Origin of the sequence: Siculibacillus lacustris (assembly GCF_004328075.1) — a bacterium.
Lineage (GTDB): Bacteria > Pseudomonadota > Alphaproteobacteria > Rhizobiales > Ancalomicrobiaceae > Siculibacillus > Siculibacillus lacustris.
In genome coordinates, this window is record NZ_SJFN01000016.1 from 63,171 (window position 1) to 82,006 (window position 18,836).

General features: G+C 71.5%; 13 protein-coding genes. 12 read left to right on the forward strand and 1 reads right to left on the reverse strand.

The window, feature by feature from the left end; all coding sequences use genetic code 11:
- Positions 1 to 84: 84 nt before the first annotated feature.
- The 10 genes from EYW49_RS12065 to EYW49_RS12110 all read left to right on the forward strand — a co-directional run bounded on the left by EYW49_RS12065 (position 85) and on the right by EYW49_RS12110 (position 14,717).
- The gene (locus tag EYW49_RS12065; protein ID WP_131309828.1) at positions 85 to 1,266 is read left to right on the forward strand and encodes a urate hydroxylase PuuD; all 1,182 of its coding nucleotides are present in this window, start codon (positions 85 to 87) and stop codon (positions 1,264 to 1,266) included.
- A 13-nt stretch (positions 1,267 to 1,279) separates the two neighbouring features.
- The gene (gene uraD / locus EYW49_RS12070; protein WP_131309829.1) at positions 1,280 to 1,792 is read left to right on the forward strand and encodes a 2-oxo-4-hydroxy-4-carboxy-5-ureidoimidazoline decarboxylase; all 513 of its coding nucleotides are present in this window, start codon (positions 1,280 to 1,282) and stop codon (positions 1,790 to 1,792) included.
- On the forward strand, positions 1,789 to 3,075 hold the full coding sequence (locus EYW49_RS12075) for an allantoate amidohydrolase (protein WP_228259594.1): 1,287 nt from the start codon (positions 1,789 to 1,791) through the stop codon (positions 3,073 to 3,075). Before uraD ends, EYW49_RS12075 begins: the two co-directional genes overlap by 4 nt.
- Positions 3,072 to 4,361, forward strand: a complete 1,290-nt coding sequence (guaD, locus tag EYW49_RS12080) for a guanine deaminase (protein ID WP_131309830.1) — start codon at positions 3,072 to 3,074, stop codon at positions 4,359 to 4,361. The genes EYW49_RS12075 and guaD overlap by 4 nt, the downstream gene beginning before the upstream one ends.
- A 493-nt stretch (positions 4,362 to 4,854) precedes the next feature.
- The gene (locus EYW49_RS12085; RefSeq protein WP_131309831.1) at positions 4,855 to 6,840 is read left to right on the forward strand and encodes a methyl-accepting chemotaxis protein; all 1,986 of its coding nucleotides are present in this window, start codon (positions 4,855 to 4,857) and stop codon (positions 6,838 to 6,840) included.
- 152 nt (positions 6,841 to 6,992) lie between these two features.
- Positions 6,993 to 8,225 (forward strand): M20/M25/M40 family metallo-hydrolase, encoded by a 1,233-nt coding sequence (locus EYW49_RS12090; RefSeq protein ID WP_131309832.1) that lies wholly within the window; start codon positions 6,993 to 6,995, stop codon positions 8,223 to 8,225.
- A 121-nt stretch (positions 8,226 to 8,346) separates the two neighbouring features.
- On the forward strand, positions 8,347 to 9,804 hold the full coding sequence (xseA, locus tag EYW49_RS12095; RefSeq protein WP_131309833.1) for an exodeoxyribonuclease VII large subunit: 1,458 nt from the start codon (positions 8,347 to 8,349) through the stop codon (positions 9,802 to 9,804).
- A 146-nt stretch (positions 9,805 to 9,950) separates the two neighbouring features.
- Complete coding sequence (locus EYW49_RS12100) at positions 9,951 to 10,730, forward strand: SDR family oxidoreductase (RefSeq protein WP_131309834.1); 780 nt, start codon at positions 9,951 to 9,953, stop codon at positions 10,728 to 10,730.
- A gap of 119 nt (positions 10,731 to 10,849) precedes the next feature.
- Positions 10,850 to 11,740, forward strand: coding sequence for a universal stress protein (locus EYW49_RS12105; RefSeq protein ID WP_131309835.1), 891 nt, complete (start codon positions 10,850 to 10,852; stop codon positions 11,738 to 11,740).
- 259 nt (positions 11,741 to 11,999) lie between these two features.
- On the forward strand, positions 12,000 to 14,717 hold the full coding sequence (locus EYW49_RS12110) for a bifunctional acetate--CoA ligase family protein/GNAT family N-acetyltransferase (protein ID WP_131309836.1): 2,718 nt from the start codon (positions 12,000 to 12,002) through the stop codon (positions 14,715 to 14,717).
- Positions 14,718 to 14,756: 39 nt separating this feature from the next.
- Here EYW49_RS12110 and EYW49_RS12115 read toward each other — a convergent pair whose 3' ends face one another.
- The gene (locus EYW49_RS12115; protein ID WP_131309837.1) at positions 14,757 to 16,442 is read right to left on the reverse strand and encodes a bifunctional aminoglycoside phosphotransferase/ATP-binding protein; all 1,686 of its coding nucleotides are present in this window, start codon (positions 16,440 to 16,442) and stop codon (positions 14,757 to 14,759) included.
- A 145-nt stretch (positions 16,443 to 16,587) separates the two neighbouring features.
- Here EYW49_RS12115 and EYW49_RS12120 point away from each other — a divergent pair, with 145 nt between their 5' ends.
- Positions 16,588 to 16,965 (forward strand): hypothetical protein, encoded by a 378-nt coding sequence (locus EYW49_RS12120; RefSeq protein ID WP_131309838.1) that lies wholly within the window; start codon positions 16,588 to 16,590, stop codon positions 16,963 to 16,965.
- A gap of 109 nt (positions 16,966 to 17,074) precedes the next feature.
- Positions 17,075 to 18,760, forward strand: coding sequence for a thiamine pyrophosphate-binding protein (locus EYW49_RS12125; RefSeq protein ID WP_131309839.1), 1,686 nt, complete (start codon positions 17,075 to 17,077; stop codon positions 18,758 to 18,760).
- Positions 18,761 to 18,836 lie beyond the last annotated feature (76 nt).

The following is an 18,836-nucleotide window of genomic DNA, read 5'->3' on the forward strand; positions in this document are numbered from 1 at the left end:
CGCGGGCATTGCATACAACTCGATCATCGTCGAACGCGAGCGGGCGGAGCCGAGGCTCCGCCCGTTCCATGTGGAGAGGTCCCCATGCTCGCCTACGCCGCCGATTGGATGAACATTCTGACGCGCTGGTTCCATCTGATCGTCGGGATCGGCTGGATCGGGACCTCGTTCTTCTTCGTCGCCCTCGACGTCTCGTTCCGCCGCGAAGCCGGCAACGGGCCGGGGGTGGCGGGCTCCGCCTGGCTGGTCCACGGCGGCAGCTTCTATCACGTCGACCGCTACACCGTGGCGCCGCCGGTCTTCCCGGCGTTCCTCAAGTGGTACAAGTGGGACGCCTACCTGACCTTCGTCTCGGGGATCGTGCTCCTGTCGGTGCAATACTGGCTGAATGCCCGGGCCTATCTGATCGATCCGAAGATCCTGGCGATGGACCCGTGGATGGCGATCGCGATTTCGATCGTCTCGCTGACCGCCGGCTGGCTGATCTATGACGCGATCTGCCGCTCGCCGCTCGGGCGCACCACGCTGCCGCTCGCCGCGGTGGTCTTCGCGCTGATCGTCGGCGCCGCCTGGGGCTTCACCCACGTCTATTCCGGGCGCGGCGCGCTGATCCATGTCGGCGCCTTCGTCGGCACGATCATGGCCGCCAACGTCTTCCGGGTGATCATCCCCGGCCAGCGCCGCATGGTCGAGCAACTGATCGCCGGCGAGACCCCCGACGCCCGCCTCGGCGCCATCGCCAAGCAGCGCTCGGTCCACAACACCTACCTGACCCTGCCGGTCCTGTTGATGATGGTGTCGAACCATTATCCGGTGCTGACCAACCATCCCCAGTCCTGGTTGCTGGTCGCGCTGATCCTGGTGATCGGCGGCCCGATGCGCCACTTCATCGTCCGCCACGAGGCCGGTGATTCGCTCGTGAAGATCGTCTGGGCGCCGGCGCTCGCCGCCCTCGGGCTGGTCGCCGCCCTGATCCTGACGGCCCCCAAGGCGGCGCCCACCGGCGGCGCGGTGGTCTCCGACGCCGCCGTCCTGGCGTTGACCGCCAAGCACTGCACCATGTGTCACGCCGAGCGGCCGACCCACGAAGGCTTCACCGAAGCCCCGAAGGGCGTCACACTGGGCACCGCCGCCGATCTCGCCCGCTTCGCGCCGCTGATCAAGGCGCAGGCGATCGACACCGACGCCATGCCGCTCGGCAACGAGACCGGCATCACCGACGCCGAACGCGCCCTGCTCGGCGCCTGGGTCGCCGCACATCCGTGAGGGGAGGGGACGCGTGGGTCCGACGATCGACGAAGTCAACGCGCTGTCGGCGGAAGCCTTCGTCCTGCGGTTCGGCGACGTCGCCGAACATTCGCCCTGGGTCGCCCGGGCGGCGGCCGCGGCACGGCCCTATGCCTCGCGCGAGGCGATGATCGCGGCCTTCGTCGACGCCCTCCGCGCCGCCCCGGCCGAAGATCGCCTCGCGCTGATCCGCGCCCACCCCGATCTCGCCGGGCGGGCGGCGCGGGCCGGCGACATGGCGCCGGAGTCGCGGCGCGAACAGTCCGGCGCCGGCCTGTCGGCCCTGACCGACGCGGAATTCGCCCGTTTCGAAGACTTGAACGGCCGCTATCTCGACAAGTTCGCGTTTCCCTTCATCCTGGCGGTCAAGGGCGCGACCAAGGAGACCATCCTCGCGGCCTTCGAACGCCGCCTCGCCAACACCCCCGCCGTCGAATTCGCCGAAGCCCTCGACCAGATCACTCGCATCGTTCGTTTCCGCCTGGAGGACCGCGTCTCCCCGTGACCGATCTCGCCCCGACCATCGAGTCCCTCGCCCTCTCCCTCGGTTCGCGCGCCGTCGCCCTGCTCGATGCGCTCGCGCTGGTGACCGACGAGCCCGGCCGCGTCACCCGCACCTATCTGTCGACCGCCCATGCCCGCGCCCTCGATCTGGTCGGCGACTGGATGCGCGAGCGCGACCTCGCCGTGACCCTCGACGCGGTCGCCACCCTGCGCGGCCGCCGCCCCGCCGACTTCGACCCCGACCACGCCCGCACCCTGCTGATCGGCAGCCACATCGACACGGTGATCGACGCCGGAAGCCTCGACGGCTGCCTCGGGGTGGTCGCCGGCCTGATCGCCGCGGAAGAGATCGACCGGCGCGGGTTGAAACTGCCCTTCGCGCTGGAGATCCTGGCCTTCGGCGACGAGGAGGGGGTGCGCTTCCCCACCGCTCTGTCGTCGTCCTCGGCCGCCACCGGTACCTTTCGCCGCGAATGGCTCGCCGCCGCCGACCGCGACGGCGTCACCCTCGACGAGGCCCTGCGCCGTTTCGGCCGCGACCCCGAGGCGATCCCCGCCGCGCGTATCGATCCCACCGGGGTGGTCGGCTGGCTCGAGGTCCACATCGAGCAGGGCCCGCGCCTCGAGCACTGGGACCTGCCGCTCGGCGTGGTCACCTCGATCGCCGGCCAGTCGCGCTTCGGCTTCACCCTGGTCGGCACCGCCGGCCACGCCGGCACCGTGCCGATGGACCTGCGCCGCGACGCCCTCGCCGGCCTCGCCGAGATCGTGCTGGCGGTCGAGCGGATCGGCCGTCAGGGCACCGGCGGGCTGGTCGCCACGGTCGGCCGGGTGGCGGTGTCGCCCGGCGCCGGCAACACCGTGCCCGGCCGCGTCGAGGCGACCCTCGACGTCCGCGCCGGCTCCGATGCGCCGCGCCTCGTGGCGATCGACCGCATCGGCCACGAGGCCCGCCGCATCGCCGAGCGCCGCGGTCTCGACTTCACCCTGGAGCGCTTCGTCGACGTCCCGACCTGCCCGATGGACGCCGACCTCCAGGAGGCCTTCGCCCGCGCCGTCGGCTCGCTCGGGCTCGACACCCGGCGGCTGACCTCCGGCGCCGGCCACGACGCCATGGCCATGGCCCGCACCATGCCGACCGCCATGCTGTTCGTCCGCTCGCGCGACGGCATCAGCCACAATCCGCGCGAATGGTCGTCGCCCCGCGACATCGGCCTCGCCGTCGAGGCGCTGATCCGCTGCATCGTCGATCTCGCCGAGAGGGAGGCCCGTCCCGCCCCATGACCACCGTCCATCTCGCCCGCACCCTGAGTTTCCGCGACGATCCCGAGACCGCCGGCGAGACGGCGGTGGTCTACCGCGAGAAGGGCGCCGTGGTGGTCGGCGACGACGGCCGCATCCGCTGGGCCGGCGAGGCCGCCGATCTGCCGCCCGCCTTCGCCGCCGCCGAACGCCTCGATTACGGCACGTCTCTGCTGATGCCGGGCTTCGTCGACGCCCATCTCCATTTCCCCCAGTGGCGGATGCAGGCCGCCCCCGGCCGCGATCTGCTCGAATGGCTGGAGCGCTTCACCTTCCGCGAGGAGGCGCGCTACGCCGACGCCGCCCATGCCGCCGCCGCCGCGGAAATCTTCTTCGACCGCCTGCTCGCCAACGGCACCACCGCCGCGGCGGTCTATTCCTCGTCCCATGCGGTCGCCGCCGAAGCCCTGTTCGCCGCCGCCGAACGCCGCGGCATGGCGATCGCCACCGGCAAGACCCTGATGGACCGCGGCTGCCCCGACAGCGTCCGCGACGATCCCCACCGCGGCATCGCCGAGAGCGCCGCGCTGATCGAGCGCTGGCACGGCCGCGGGCGGCTGGTCTATGCCGTCACCCCGCGCTTCGCGGTGACCTCGACCGAGACCCAGCTGCGCATGGCCGGGGAGTTGCTGGCCGCCCATCCCGGCTGCCTGATGCAGACCCACCTGTCGGAGAGCCGGCGCGAGATCGAGACGGTGCGGGCGCTGTTTCCCTGGGCCAAGAGCTACACCGACGTCTACGACCGCTTCGGCCTGCTCGGGCCGCGCAGCCTGTTCGGCCATGCCATCCATCTCGACCTCGCCGAACGCCGCCGCCTCGCCGAGAGCGGCTCGGTGGCGGTCCATTGCCCGACCTCCAACACCTTCCTCGGCTCCGGCCTGTTCGACCTCGCCCGCTTCGCCGGCGGCGAGCACCCGATCCGCGTGGCGCTGGCCACCGACGTCGGCGGCGGCACCTCGTGGTCGATGCTCGCCACCATGGGTCGGGCGATCGAGGTGGCCCGGCTCGCCGGCGGCGGCCTCACCGCCACCCGCGCCTTCTATCTCGCCACCCTGGCGGGTGCCCGCGCGCTCGCCCGCGACGGCGAGATCGGCGCCCTCGAGCCCGGTCGCGTCGCCGATCTGGTGCTCGTCGACCCGCGCGCCACCGCGGTGCTCGCCGCCCGCGACGATCTGTCGGAAACCCTGGAGGATCGCCTGTTCGCGCTGGCGATCCTCGGCGACGAACGGGCGATCGCCAAGACCTGGATCGCCGGCCGCGCGGTCTGAACCGCGCGCCGAGGCTGTCGACGGCCGTTTATGCACCAATGACGCGGCGCAACATGAAGGGATCCGAAGCGTTTCGACTCGAGTCGACTCGCACTTCGATTCGATCCTTCCACGACTCGACTCGCCGAGGGCTGCGCATTTTCGCGGTGTCGCGAGGGGACGATCACGGATTTGCCGTGAAGATGCGAAAATTATACGATATAATTACTTCAAGTTGGGTCGGCCATCCCTCGAGATTCTCGATGCCATTGCTGGAATTGATCAGGGAAACTGTAATTTCACAAGTCGACCGACCATCTATTGAGGCTTTATTAAGAGTCTGGGGCTTTCCTGACGAGATGGAACTCGACGCTTCGACCTCGCGCGCCGGATGCGCGTGTGACCCGGCAGCGAGGATCTCGAGAGGAAATCAGGCATGCGCTCCAAGTCCGCTCCCGCGAAAACGGTCTCTGCGACGAGTTCGACGTCGGTTTCCTGGCTCCGCTCGATCGGGATGAAGATTTCGCTCGGCTTCGCCGGCGTCCTGACGATCCTGGCGATCGTCTCGGGCATCGGCTTCCTGGCCTTCATCGAGGTCGACAGCAGCGTCGCCACCTACCAGCAGCACAACGCCGAATCGGTCCTCGCCAAGGACCTCGACGTCGGCTTCCGCAATTATCGCGCCCTGGTCCGCGAGTATCTCCTGGCCGACGTCAAGGACGCCGATCGCGCCGCCGGAGCGGTCGGCGAGAAGTTCCTCGCGCAGTTGCGTCGCGCTCAGTTCGAGATGGCCGACGCCAAGAACCACGAACTGGTCGAGCGCATCGCCAAGAGCTTCGGCATCTATGCCGAGAACTTCACCGAGGTCCGCGGCCTCAAGAAATTCAAAACGAAACTGGTCACCGAGGTCGTCGATCCGCAGGGGGCCAAGCTGTCCGAGAACTTCGACAAGGTTCTGACCTTCGCCAAGTGGACCGATTCGACCCCCTTGCGCGATCTCGGCTGGCGCGGTCTCGCCAACATCTTCCATGCGCGGATGCGCGTCGCCAAGCTTCTCCTCGCCACCGATCCGGGGCTGACCGCCGAAGCCGACACCCATCTCGACATCGCCCGCACCGCGATCTCCATGCTCGACAGCACCGCCGACAACGACGGCATCAAGGCGATCGCCGCGGAGCTCACCGAGTCGATCGAGCTCTATGCCGACGCCTTCCACAAGATCACCCAGGGCAATCAGCGCACCGAAGACCTCGTCGCCGGATCGATGACCCGCGAGGCCGACAACATCGCCGCGGTCGCCAAGGAGATCTCCGAGACCGCCGAGCTCCAGGCGAGCTCGCTCGAGACCGCGCTGATCGGTCTGGTCGGTCAGGCCCGCACCCTGGTCGGCGCCCTCGCCGCCGGTGGCCTCGCCGTCGGCCTGCTGCTCGCCGTCTTCCTCGGTCGCGGCATCTCCCGCCCGGTGGTGGCGATGAGCGCCGCGATGGCCCGCCTCGCCGCCGGCGAACGCGACGTCGTCGTCCCCGGCGCCCGCCGCCGCGACGAGATCGGCCAGATGGCCGGTACCGTCGAGGTGTTCAAGAACAACCTGATCGAGGCCGAGCGCCTGCGCGCCGAGCGTGAGACCCGCGACGCGGCGGCCGAGATCGAACGCAAGGCCGAACTGCGCCGCCTCGCCGACGCCTTCGAGACCGCCATGGGCGGCGTGGTCGGCAACGTCGCCGAAGCCTCGGTGCGCCTCGAGCGCGCCGCCCAGAGCATGTCGGCGGCCGCCGAACAGGCCTCCGCCCAGTCGGTCGCCGTCGCCACTGCCTCCGAAGAAGCCTCCGCCAACGTCGAGACGGTGGCCGCGTCGGCGGAAGAACTGTCCGCCTCGATCGGCGAGATCAAGCGTCAGGTCGACGAGAGCGCCCGGGTCACCGGGCGGGCGACCCACGACACCGAGGTCACCGCCGCCCGCGTCCGTGACCTCGCCGGGGCCGCCCAGAAGATCGGCAAGGTCGTCGAGCTGATCGACAACATCGCCTCCCAGACCAACCTCCTGGCGCTCAACGCCACCATCGAGGCGGCCCGCGCCGGCGAGGCCGGCCGCGGCTTCGCGGTGGTCGCCGCCGAGGTCAAGCAGCTCGCCGACCAGACCGCCAAGGCCACCTCCGACATCGCCCAGCAGATCGGCGGCATCCAGTCCTCGACCGAGCAGTCGGCTGCGGCGATCGGCGGCATCACCGACGTGATCGGCGACCTCGACCGCATCGTCGCGGCGATCGCCTCGGCCGTCGACCAGCAGGGCACCGCCACCCGTGAGATCGCCCGCAACGTCTCTCAGGCCAGCGAGGGCACGTCGCAGGTCTCCGCCAACATCGGCGGCGTCACCCGCGCGGCCTCCGAGAGTTCCGAAGCCGCGACCGAAGTGCTCGCCTCGGCGCGCGACCTGTCGCAGCAGTCGGAGACCCTCAAGGACGAGTTGTCGCGCTTCCTGGCGACGGTGCGCGCCGCCTGACCGCATCGCGGACCTGCGAGATCCGAAGGGGGAGGCCGCGAGGCCTCCCTTTTCGCGTCCGAAGCGACTTGCGAAAGGGTCGCGGCAAGCGCGGCGAGACGCTATGGTCGCCCCTGCCGATTCCGGCGATCGCCCCCGAGGACCGACTTTCCATGGCCGACCCCGCACTGCAGCGCATCCCCGCCCTCGTCGACGAGGCCTTCGAAGCCGAAGTGGCGTTCCTCGCCGAACTCGTCCGGACCCCGTCCGACAACCCGCCGGGCGACTGCGCGCACCACGCCGAGGTCACCGCCGGCCTGCTCGAAGGTCTCGGCTTCACCGTCGAGCGCCATCCCGTGCCCACCGCCGCGGTCGCCGCCGCCGGCATGATCTCGGCGACCAACCTGGTGGTCCGCCGCCGCTTCGGCACCGGCGGCCCGGTGATCGCCCTCAACGCCCATGGCGACGTGGTGCCGCCCGGCGACGGCTGGACCGCCGACCCCTACGGCGCGGAGATCCGCGACGGCTGGATGTACGGGCGCGGCGCCGCGGTGTCGAAGTCCGACTTCGCCACTTACGCCTTCGCCCTGCTGGCGCTGGAACGTTCCGGCGTCGCGCTCAACGGCACGATCGAACTGCACGGCACCTGGGACGAGGAAGCCGGTGGCGAGATCGGCCCGAAGTGGCTCCTCGACGAGAAGATCTCGGCCCCCGATCTGGCGATCGCCGCCGGCTTCTCCTATGCGGTGGTCGACGCCCACAACGGTTGTCTGCATCTGGAGATCGTCGTCGAGGGCCGCTCCGCCCACGCCGCCATTCCCTATACCGGCGTCGACGCGCTGGAGGCGGCGACCGGCGTGCTCACCGCCCTCTATGCCTTCCGCGGCTCGCTCGCCGGCCGCGTCTCGGCGACCCCGGGCATCGGCTCGCCGCAGCTGACCGTCGGCCTGATCGAGGGCGGCATCAACACCAACGTCGTGCCCGATCGCGTGACGCTGCGTCTCGATCGCCGGATGATCCCCGAGGAGACCCCGGCGGCGGTGGAGAGCGAATTGCGCGAACTGATCGCCGCCGCGGCCGCCGCCCATCCCGACGCCCGGGTGACGATCAACCGCATCCTGCTCGCTCGCCCCCTGACCCCGCTGCCGGGCTCGGAGCGCTTGGCGCGCGCCCTGTCGGCCCGGGCCGGCGAGATCTTCGGCGTGGCGGTCGCCACCGTCGGCGTGCCGCTCTACACCGACGCCCGCCACTACGCCGCCGCCGGAGTGCCGATCGTCCTCTACGGCGCCGGCCCGCGCACCATCACCGAGGCCAACGCCCACCGCGCCGACGAACGCCTGCCGCTCGCCGATCTGCGCGGCGCGACCAAGGTGGTCGCCCTGGCGCTCGCCGACCTGTTGGGGTGACGCGGGGAGGGGCTCCGCGCACGGGCGGTGCTCGGGGCCGCCCGCGTGTCGGGTCCCCGCCGCGCTTGACGCGGAGGGGGCGGCGCTCCACCTTCGCCCGCCGACCATCCGAGGATCCCCCTTGAGCGATTCCGCCACTCCCAACGTCGTCGAATTCTCCGTCTCGGAGCTCGCCCAGGCGGTCAAGCGATCGATCGAGGACGGGTTCGGCCACGTCCGGCTGCGCGGCGAGATCTCCGGCTATCGCGGGCCGCATTCCTCGGGCCACGCCTATTTCTCGCTGAAGGACGACGGCGCGCGGATCGACGCGGTGGTCTGGCGCGGGTCGTTCGGCAAGCTGCGCTTCAAGCCGGAAGAGGGCATGGAGGTGATCGCCACCGGGCGGCTCACCACCTTCCCCGGATCGTCCAAGTACCAGATCGTCATCGAGGCGCTGGAACCCGCCGGGGTCGGGGCGCTGATGGCCCTGCTCGAGGCGCGGCGCAAGGCGCTGGCCGCCGAAGGCCTGTTCGATGTCGCGCGCAAGCGGCCGCTGCCGCGCCTGCCCAAGGTGGTCGGGGTGGTCACCTCGCCGACCGGCGCGGTGATCCGCGACATTCTGCACCGCATCGCCGATCGGTTTCCCGTGCGGGTGATCGTCTGGCCGGTGCGCGTCCAGGGCGATACGTCTGCGGCGGAAGTGGCGGCGGCGATCGCCGGCTTCGATGCCCTGCCCGAGGACGGCAGCGGCGCCGTCCCGCGGCCCGACGTGGTGATCGTGGCGCGCGGCGGCGGCAGCCTCGAGGACCTGTGGAGCTTCAACGAGGAGATCGTCGTGCGGGCCGCGGCGGCCTGCCGGATCCCGCTGATCTCGGCGATCGGCCACGAGACCGACTGGACCCTGCTCGACCATGTCGCCGACCTGCGCGCTCCGACCCCGACCGGCGCGGCGGAGATGGCCCTGCCGGTGCGCAGCGAGTTGCTCGATCAGGTCGCGACCTTCGGGGTACGGTTGTCGGGCGCCGCCCGGCGTGGCCTCGAGAGCCGGCGCGGCGAGCTGCGCTCGGCGGCTCGTGCGCTGCCCGCCGGCCGCAACCTGATCGCCACGGCGCAGCAGCGCTTCGACCTCGCCTCGGGCCGGCTCGCCCATGCGCTCGAGACCGCGACGCGGGTCCATGCGACGCGCTTCGCCCGGGTCTCCGGCCGGCTGTCGCCGACCACGCTCGCCCGCGCCATCGCCACCGGCGGCGAACGCCTGACTCGGCTCGGCGAACGCGCCGCGCGCGCCGTCGAGGTCGCCCTCGGACGCCGCCGCGATCGGCTCGACGGGGCGGGCAAGCTGCTCGCGGTGCTGTCCTATCGCAGCGTGCTGGCGCGCGGCTTCGCGCTGGTGCGCGACGCCGAGGATCGGCCGGTACGCGCGGCGGCGGGCGTCGCGGTCGGCGCCGGCCTCACCCTCGAATTCGCCGACGGCCGCCTGGCGGTGACCGCCGGTGCCGGCCCAGAGGGCTCGGGCGACGCGGCGACGGGCGAGGCCCGCCACGCACCGCGGCCGCAACGCCGGCGCCCCCCCGGCGCGAGCCAGGGATCGCTGTTCTAGAGCATGTTCCGATCAGGCTGAAACAGCCTGATCGACGAGAACTTGCTCCGACAGAAGACCAGAGTGGTTTTCGAACTGATGCAATCAGATCGGAAACCGCTCTAGAGGCGTCGCCTCATGGCGACGCGACACTCGGGGAGACGACCATGGATCTCGGAATCGCGGGACGGCGCGCCGTCGTGTGTGCGGCCTCCAAGGGGCTCGGACGGGCCTCGGCGATGGCACTGGCGGCGGCTGGCTGCGACGTGCTGATCACTGCCCGCGGCGCCGAACGCCTGGAGGCGACGGCGGACGAGATCCGCCGGGCGACCGGCGCGACGGTGACCACGCTGGCCGGCGACGTCACCACCAAGGAAGGCCGCGCGGCGATCCTGGCGGCCCGGCCGGAGACCGACATCCTGGTCAACAACGCCGGCGGCCCGCCCCCCGGCAATTTCCGCGACTGGGACGAAGAGGCTTGGGCCCGGGCGATCGAGGCCAACATGGTGACGCCGATCATGCTGATGCGGGCCTACGTCGACGGCATGGCGGCGCGCGGCTTCGGGCGGGTGGTCAACATCACCTCCGCCGCGGTCAAGGCGCCGATCCCGGTGCTCGGCCTGTCGAACGGCGCCCGCGCCGGCCTGACCGGTTTCACCGCCGGGCTCGCCCGCGAGATGGCGCCCAAGGGCGTGGTGATCAACAACCTCCTGCCCGGCACCTTCGCCACCGACCGAATCGAAGCGACCCTGAAGGCCGAGGCCGAGCGGACCGGGATCTCGCTCGAGGCGGCGCGCGCGGCGGCAGTTCGCCAGATCCCCGCCGGCCGGCTCGGCGATCCGCAGGAATTCGGCGAGATCTGCGCCTTCCTGTGCTCGGTCCAGGCGGCCTTTCTGATCGGCCAGAACATTCTGGTCGACGGGGGGAAGTATCCGGGCACGATGTGACGATTGCGGTCGATCAAGGCACCTCGCGCGCGGATCGGCGACAGTCTCGACCACGTCCTCCCGACGCGCGGGACCATCCCGACGCGCGGGGCAGGACCACCTCTGGAGGAGGGCCCGCCATGGCGATCAAGGACATGTTGGTGCTGCTCGACAACGGCCACGCCACCGACGACGTGCGTCGTGGCAAGCCGAAGGCCGGCGCCGAAGCGACGGTGCCGGGAATCGGGCCGGGTCCGTCGCTGGCCCTCGACCTCGCCGCCCGCCTCGGGGCCCACGCCACCGGCGTCGCCCTGGCGGTCGATCCGATCGTGCCGGGCTTCGTGGTCGCGCCCTTGCCGGTCGAGGTGATCGAACGCGCCCGCACCCAGGCGGTCGAGGCGGCGCAGTCGGCGGTGACCCGCTTCGCCGAGGCGGCCCGCCAGAGCGGCGTGTCGGCGGAGACCCGCACCGCCGAGATCCTGATGGGCGGCGCCCCGGAGGGCTTCGTCGCGGCCTGCCGCACCACCGATCTGGTGGTGATCGGTCAGGACGACCCCGACCGCTCCGAGCCGATGCGCGACATGATGATCGAGGCGGCGCTGTTCGAAGGCACCGCGCCGCTGTTGCTGGTGCCCTACATCAACCGCGGCGGCGGCGGTTTCCGCCGGGTGATGATCGCCTGGGACGGCGGGCGCGCCGCGTCGCGGGCGGTCCATGCGGCGCTGCCGCTGCTCGTCGGCGCCGAGAAGATCGCGATCGTCCTGGTCGGCCGTGCCGGTTCCGCCTCCGGTCAGCCGGGCGCCGAACTCGCGACCTGGCTCGCCCGCCACGACCTCGACGTCGAGGTGACGCCGATCGAGGCGCCGGACATCCCGGTCGCCGACGCCCTGCTCGACCACGCCGCCGATCGCTCCTTCGATCTTCTGGTGATGGGCGGCTACGGTCATTCGCGGGTCCGGGAATTCCTGCTCGGCGGCGCCACCCGCGGCATTCTCGCCTCCATGACCTTGCCGGTCCTGATGGCGCACTGATCCGATTCCGGCGGCGGGCGCGCGCCCGCACCGGCCAGACGACGTCCGACGGCGTCCCCTCGGTCCCGATGATCGATGGGGCGGCGTCGTTCGTGTGTCCGCGACGGCGGGCGCGAGGAGGGAGCGGCGGGACCGGCGGGAGGCCGGGTCGCGCGGCTTTCGGGGGGGGAACGACCGAGCCGGCCGCGAGGCCGGGATCGGGGTCGGCCGGCGACCCGCCACAGGGCGCGTCGCGCCGACGGGAGGAAGTGGAGCGCTCATGTCGACTCGCAATCTCGACGGCCTGTTTCAACCGCGCTCGATCGTCGTGGTCGGACCCGATACCCTGGGGGAGGCGGCGCGCAGCGCCTTCTTCGCCAATTTCGCCCGCTCCGACTTCAAGGGACGGGTGACGCTGGCCGGCATCACGCCGCCCGAGGGCTGGACCCAGGGGGTGGTCGCCTCGCTCGACGCCTTCGAGGGCGCCGCCGACCTCGCGGTGGTGATGTCGGGCGGACGCACCGCCGTCGACGTGGTCGAGACGCTGGGCAAGCGCGGCACCAAGGCGGTGCTGTTCCTGTCGCGCGGCTATGACGAATGGCCTTTCGCCATCGCCCGCCGGGCGATGCAGATTGCCCGCCAATACGACCTGCGGATGGTCGGCCCGGGCAGCCTCGGGGTGATGGCGCCGCACGCCGGGCTCGACCTCAGCCTCGGCTATCGACCGGCCAAGAAGGGCGATCTGGTGCTCCTGTCGCGCTCGGCGGCGGTGATCAACTCGACGCTGGCCTGGGCGGAACGCCATGCCGTCGGCTTCTCGGCGGTGGTGTCGCTCGGCCAGAAGGTCGACGTCGACGTCGGCGACCTGCTCGACCATTTCACCGCGGATTATCGGACGCGGGCGATCCTGGTGCATCTCGAACAGATCTGGTCGCCGTCGAAGTTCCTGTCGGCGGCCCGCGCCGCGGCGCGGACCAAGCCGGTGATCGTGCTGCGCTCCGGCTTCTCCCGCGACAAGCAGATGATCGGCGCCACCCATTCGAGCCGGCTCGCGGCGTCCGACCGGGTCTATGACGCGGCCTTCCGGCGAGCCGGCCTGGTCCGCGTCGAGAGCATCGACGAACTCTTCGACGCCGCCGAGACCATCACCCGGGTCAAGCCGACGCCGTGCCGGCGGGTGGCGGTGGTGGCCAACGGCCGGAGTCTGGCGACCATCGCCGCCGACCACCTCCAGACCGCCGGCGGCATCCTGGTCGAGATCGCCGAGTCGACGGTCGCGGCGCTGTCGACGGTGGCCCGCAGCGGTCGCGAGGCGGCCAATCCGATGACCCTGCCCGACGACGCGCCGGCGGAAGCCTTCGAGACGGCGATCAAGGCGATGCTCGCCGATCCCGGCGTCGAGACGGTGATCGTCCTGCATTCGCCCTCGGCCTTCGCCGACACCGCGGCGATCGCCCGTTCGGTGGCGGCGATCGCCCAGGATCAGGCCAAGCGGCTCGGCCGCAAGAAGCCGATCCTGACCTCGTTTCTCGATCTCTCCGACGAGGTCGATCACATCCTCCACGTCGCCGGGGTGCCGTGCCATCCGACGCCCGAGGAAGCGGTGCGTTCCTTCGGCCATCTGGTGCGCTACGTCGCGGCCCAGGAACGGCTGATGACCATGCCGGAGCCCCTGCCGGCGGAATTCGTGCCCGACCCGGAAGCGGCGCGGGCGATCGTCCGCGCGGCGATCGCGGAAGGCCGCGAATGGCTCGGCCCGGTCGACGTGCGGGCGCTCTTGCAGAGCTACGACATCCCGGTGGTGCCGACCACCTTCGCGGCGACGCCCGAGGAGGCGGTGGCGGTGGCGCGGGTCCACTTCGCCGAAGGCCACCGCGTGGCGGTCAAGATCGCCTCGCGCGACATCGCCTTCAAGTCGGACGTCGACGGCGTGCGCCTGGGACTTGCCGACGAGGCGGCGGTGGCGGCGACCACCCGCGAGTTGATCGACCGGATCGGCGCCCGCTTCCCCGACAAGACTGTCGACGGGGTGATCGTCATGCCGATGATCGACCGCCGTTTCGGCATCGAACTGCTCGCCGGCATCGCCGACGACTTCGTGTTCGGGCCGACCGTGGTGTTCGGGCGCGGCGGCACCGCGGTCGAGGTGATCGCCGACCGGGCGCTCGATCTGGTGCCGCTCGACATGAACCTCGCCCATGCCATGATCGCCCAGACCCGCGTCGCCAAGCTCTTGGCCGGCTATCGCAATCGGCCGCCGGCCGACGAATATGCGATCGCCCTGACCCTGTGCAAGCTCAGCCAGCTCGCCGCCGACATCCCCGAGATCCGCGAGCTCGACCTCAACCCGATCGTCGCCGACCATCAGGGGGTGATCACCCTCGACGCCCGCGTCCGGCTGGCGCCGGTGACCGGCCGGATCGGCAAGATCGGTCACCCGCGTCTGGCCATCCGCCCCTATCCCAAGGAGTGGGAACGCGAGACCCGCCTCAAGGACGGGCGCGAGGTGTTGATGCGGCCGATCCGCCCGGAGGACGAGGCGCTCTACGCCGACTTCTTCACCGAGGTCACGCCGGAGGATCTGCGCCTGCGGTTCTTCGCGCCGATCAAGGACTTCAACCACGCCTTCCTGGCCAAGCTGACCCAGCTCGACTACGAGCGGGCGATCGCCTTCGCGGCGATCGAGAAGGAGAGTGGCAAGTTGCTCGGCGCGGTGCGGCTGCACGCCGATCCCGATCACGTCACCGGCGAATACGCCATCCTGCTGCGCTCCAACCTCAAGGGCCAGGGGCTCGGCTGGAAGCTGATGCGCCTGATGATCGAATGGGCCAAGGCCGACGGCATCACCGCGGTCAAAGGCGAGATCCTGCGCGAGAACCGGGTGATGATCCAGATGTGCGAGGCGCTGGGCTTCAAGGTCAAGTCGTCGCCGGACGACGAATCGATCGCCGTGGTGACCTTGATGATCGCCGATCTCGATCCGGCGATGGGGGTCTGAGGCGAGGCCCGCGGCGTCGGTCGCGGGACGACGGCGAGGTCAGGGCCGGGGCGGCGCGGAGTCGCTGCGCGACGGCACCACCGCGGCGAGGCGTCGGCGGGCCGCCGCGACCAGTGCCGTGGCGTCGCCGTTGGCATCGAGGCGCTGCCAGTCGAGCCGGCCGGGATCGACCGCGGCCTGCCAGGCGACCACCGCCGGCGAGGCGTCGGAGGCGTCGCCGCTGCGCAGCCCGACCCGGTCGGCGGCGATCGGCGGATCGACGTCGAGCCACAGGCCGAGGAACGGCACCTCGGCACCGCGGGCCAGCACCGCGAGATGGTCGCGTTCACGCGGGCGCAGGTGCACCGCGTCGACGATCACCGAGCGCCCGGCGGCGAGCGCCCGGCCGGCGGCGGCGGTCAGCACGTCGTAGACCCGGTCGGAGGCGGTGGCGGTATAGCCGGCCGGATCGAGGGCGGTGCGATCCTCGACCCCGGCGAGGAGCTTGCGGATCTCGTCGGAGCGCAGCACCACCGCGCCCGGCGCCGGCCCGAGATCGTCGGCGAGCGCCCGGGCGAGGGTCGACTTGCCGGAGCCCGACAGGCCGCCGATCGCCACCAACATCGACGGGCACGGGTCGAGATGGCTCTCGGCCGCCGCGAACAGGCGACGGGCCGCGGCCTCGCCGGCGGCGCGGGCCTCGCCGACCAGCGACGCGGCGGTGGCGACGGCGATCTTGGCGCGCAGCGCCGCGCGGATCGACAGGAAGGTCGGCAGAGCGGCGAGCCCGTCCATCTCGGCGAGCAGGGCGGCGGCGACCGGCCGGCCGCGCGGCGGCCGCGCCTCGCGCCGCGCCGTCTCGATCAGCAGGCGATCGAGGAAGCGCCGGGCGGCGGCGCGATCGCCGCGGCGGATCAGATCCATCACCAGGAAGCCGGCGTCGTAGAGCACGTCGCCGGTGGCGATGCGGTCGTCGAATTCGATGGCGTCGAACAGCAGCGGCCGCTCGTCGACGATCGCCACGTTGGCGGCGTGGAGGTCGCCGTGGCCGAGGCGGACGAAGCCGAGCCGGCCGCGTTCGTCGAGCAGTTCGGCGAGGTCGTCGAGGCGGGCGAGGGTCGCCCGCGTCAGCGTGGCGACGGCGTCGGGGGCGAACAGGTCGGGCCGGGCGGCGAAGGCGTCGGCGTTCTGCCCGACCCATACCGCCAGATCGGCGCGCCAGCGGCGCCAGTCGCCGACCGGTGCGCGCGCCTCGGCGTCGGCGACCACGACCGCCAGCTGGTCGACCAGCGCGGTGTCGAGCGGACCGGCGGCGAGGCGCCGGTCGAGGGTCGCGGCCTCGTCGAAGCGGTTCATCTCGACCGCCCATTCGACCGCTTCGCCGGCCCCGCCGATCGCCAGACCACCGTCGGCGGCGCGGGTGATCGCCACCACCCGGCGATAGATCTCCGGGGCGATCGGCCGATCGACGGCGATCTCGCGGCGGCAGGCGGCGGCGCGGCGGGCCGGGGTCGAGAAGTCGAGATAGGGGAAGCGCACCGGCCGCTTGATCTTGTAGGCGAGCGGCCCGGCGAGAAACACCGCCGCGGCATGGGTGTCGATGCGGGTCGGCGGCGCGGCGAGCCCATGGGTCTCGGCGCGTCCGAGGAAGGCGGCGACTTCGGCCCAGAGGGGATCGGCGGCGGCATCGGCGGGCGAGCCGATCGCGGGAACCTGCCGGGTGGCGGGGCGGTCTGGTTCGGACATGCCGTCGCATCCTCGATCCGTCGGCGGAATCCCCCACGTGAATCATCCTCGCATGGTTCGCGCAGGATCGCGTTGACGGAGGTCAATGTCGTTCACGCGCCGCCGGTCGATAGATGAGCGACGTCGCGCGAGGGAGGCTCCGTCGATGCCCAATTCGGGATTGAAGAAGATCAGACTCAATCTGGCCAGAACCAAGGAATTCCCGATGGGCTCGGCCCGCCACGGCTACGAATTCCTGGCGCCGCTCGCCGAGGACGGGCGCATCGACGCCGAGGCCTGGCGGCGCCTGCGCGACAAGTGTCGGGTGCGGCGGTTCTGGGGAGCGGAGGTCCAGGACATCGGCCATCTGGTGCATCGCCCCGGCGGGTCCTGGGCGTTCCGCTACGACATCAGCGGCAACGACGATGCCGAGGCCGGCTACCGCTTCGGCGCCCATCCCTTCGTGGTCGGCGAATACGTGTCGATCAAGGACGAGGACGGCGATCTGTTCACCTTCCAGGTGGTCACCGTCCTGCCGCCGTGAGATCGACCGGGCGGACGCGAACATCCCTGTGATCTTCGACGAGGGACTCTCTTTCCGCGCGGGCCGGCGCGTGAGAAGACGACGGGGCACCGACTCAGGGAGATCCCGTATGTCCACCCCGACCCACCCCACCACCGTGGCCCGCCTGCTCGTCGAGACGCTGGAGGTGAACGGCGTCGAACGGGTGTTCCTGGTGCCCGGCGAGAGCTATCTCGCGGTGATCGACGCCCTCGCCGACAGCCCCATCGCCACCGTGGTGGCCCGCCACGAATCCGGCGCGGCGATCATGGCCGAGGCCACCGCCAAGCTCACCGGCCGGCCGGGCATCGCCATGGTGACCCGCGCGCCGGGTGCCACCAATGCCTTCGCCGGCCTGCACGTCGCCGAGCACGACGGCACCCCGATGATCCTGTTCGTCGGCCAGATCGATCGTGGCTTTCGCGAACGCGGCGCCTTCCAGGAGATGGACTACGGCCGGGTGTTCGGCTCGGTCGCCAAGTGGGTGGCGGTGATCGACGATCCCGAGCGGATGGTCGAGATGGTCGGCCGCGCCTTCTCGGTGGCGACCGCCGGCCGACCGGGGCCGGTGGTCGTGGTGCTGCCGGAAGACGTGCTCGGCGAGGCGGCGACGGCGCGCGACGTGCGGCCGGCGGTCGCCACCGAGACCCATCCGGGCCTGCATCAGATGTGGGATCTGCAGAAGCGCCTGTGGGCGGCCGAGCGGCCGCTGGTGATCCTCGGCGGCAGCCGCTGGAGCGAGACGGCGGTGCGCCGCTTCGCGCGCTTCGCCGAAGCCTTCGACCTGCCGGTCGCCTGTTCCTTCCGCCGCCAGATGCTGTTCGATCACCTCGATCCGCACTATGCCGGCGACGTCGGCATCGGGCTCAATCCGGCGCTGAGGGCGCGCATCGACCGGGCCGACCTGATCCTGCTGATCGGCGGCCGGCTCGCCGAGGTGCCGAGCCAGGGCTATACGCTCCTCGACATTCCGGTGCCGAAGCAGAGCCTGGTGCACGTCCACCCGAGCGCCGAGGAACTCGGCCGGGTCTATCGCCCGGACCTGGCGATCCACGCCACGCCCGCGGCCTTCGCGGCGGCGGCGGAAGCGCTGCAGCCGCCGCCGGCCGGGATTCGTTGGGCCGACTGGACGGCGGCGGCGCATGCCGACTATCTCGCCTGGAGCGAGGACCTGCCGGCGACTCCGGGGGCGGTGCAGATGGGCGCGGTGATCGCTGCGCTACGGGCCTGCCTGCCCGAGGACGCGATCCTGACCAACGGCGCCGGCAACTATGCCACCTGGATCCACCGCTTCTGGCGGTTCCGCCGCTTCGCCACGCAGGTGGCGCCGACCTCCGGCTCGATGGGCTACGGCCTGCCGGCGGCGATCGCCGCCAAGCTCGCCCACCCCGACCGGCCGGTGATCTGTTTCGCCGGCGACGGCTGTTTCCAGATGACCTCCCAGGAGCTGGCTACGGCGGTCCAGGCCGACGCCCGGATCGTGGTGCTGGTCGTCGACAACGGCATCTACGGCACCATCCGGATGCACCAGGAGCGGGAGTTCCCGGCTCGGGTCCACGCCACGACGCTCGCCAACCCGGACTTCGCCGCACTCGCCCGCGCCCATGGCGCCCTCGGCCTGACGGTGTCGACCGCCGACGAGATCGTCCCGGCGCTGACCGCGGCGCTCGCCGCCGACCGGCCGGCGCTGGTCCATCTGAAGGTGTCGCCGGAAGCGATCACCCCGACCACGACGCTCACCGCCCTGCGTGCCGCAGCATTGGCCAAGCCGCGCTGAGGCACGCGGGCGTCCGCGGCCCGAAATTCGGCAGCGCCGGACGCCCGCGCGGCGGGTATAAGGCTCGGATCGCCCT

Excerpts from the sequence above, each read along its gene's own strand:
- EYW49_RS12065 (WP_131309828.1), top strand. The coding sequence starts at position 85 with ATGCTCGCCTACGCCGCCGATTGGATGAACATTCTGACGCGCTGGTTC.
- EYW49_RS12120 (WP_131309838.1), top strand. The coding sequence starts at position 16,588 with ATGCCCAATTCGGGATTGAAGAAGATCAGACTCAATCTGGCCAGAACC.
- EYW49_RS12085 (WP_131309831.1), top strand. The coding sequence starts at position 4,855 with ATGAAGATTTCGCTCGGCTTCGCCGGCGTCCTGACGATCCTGGCGATC.
- EYW49_RS12100 (WP_131309834.1), top strand. The coding sequence starts at position 9,951 with ATGGATCTCGGAATCGCGGGACGGCGCGCCGTCGTGTGTGCGGCCTCC.
- EYW49_RS12090 (WP_131309832.1), top strand. The coding sequence starts at position 6,993 with ATGGCCGACCCCGCACTGCAGCGCATCCCCGCCCTCGTCGACGAGGCC.
- EYW49_RS12110 (WP_131309836.1), top strand. The coding sequence starts at position 12,000 with ATGTCGACTCGCAATCTCGACGGCCTGTTTCAACCGCGCTCGATCGTC.
- guaD (WP_131309830.1), top strand. The coding sequence starts at position 3,072 with ATGACCACCGTCCATCTCGCCCGCACCCTGAGTTTCCGCGACGATCCC.
- EYW49_RS12105 (WP_131309835.1), top strand. The coding sequence starts at position 10,850 with ATGGCGATCAAGGACATGTTGGTGCTGCTCGACAACGGCCACGCCACC.
- EYW49_RS12115 (WP_131309837.1), bottom strand. The coding sequence starts at position 16,442 with ATGTCCGAACCAGACCGCCCCGCCACCCGGCAGGTTCCCGCGATCGGC.
- EYW49_RS12125 (WP_131309839.1), top strand. The coding sequence starts at position 17,075 with ATGTCCACCCCGACCCACCCCACCACCGTGGCCCGCCTGCTCGTCGAG.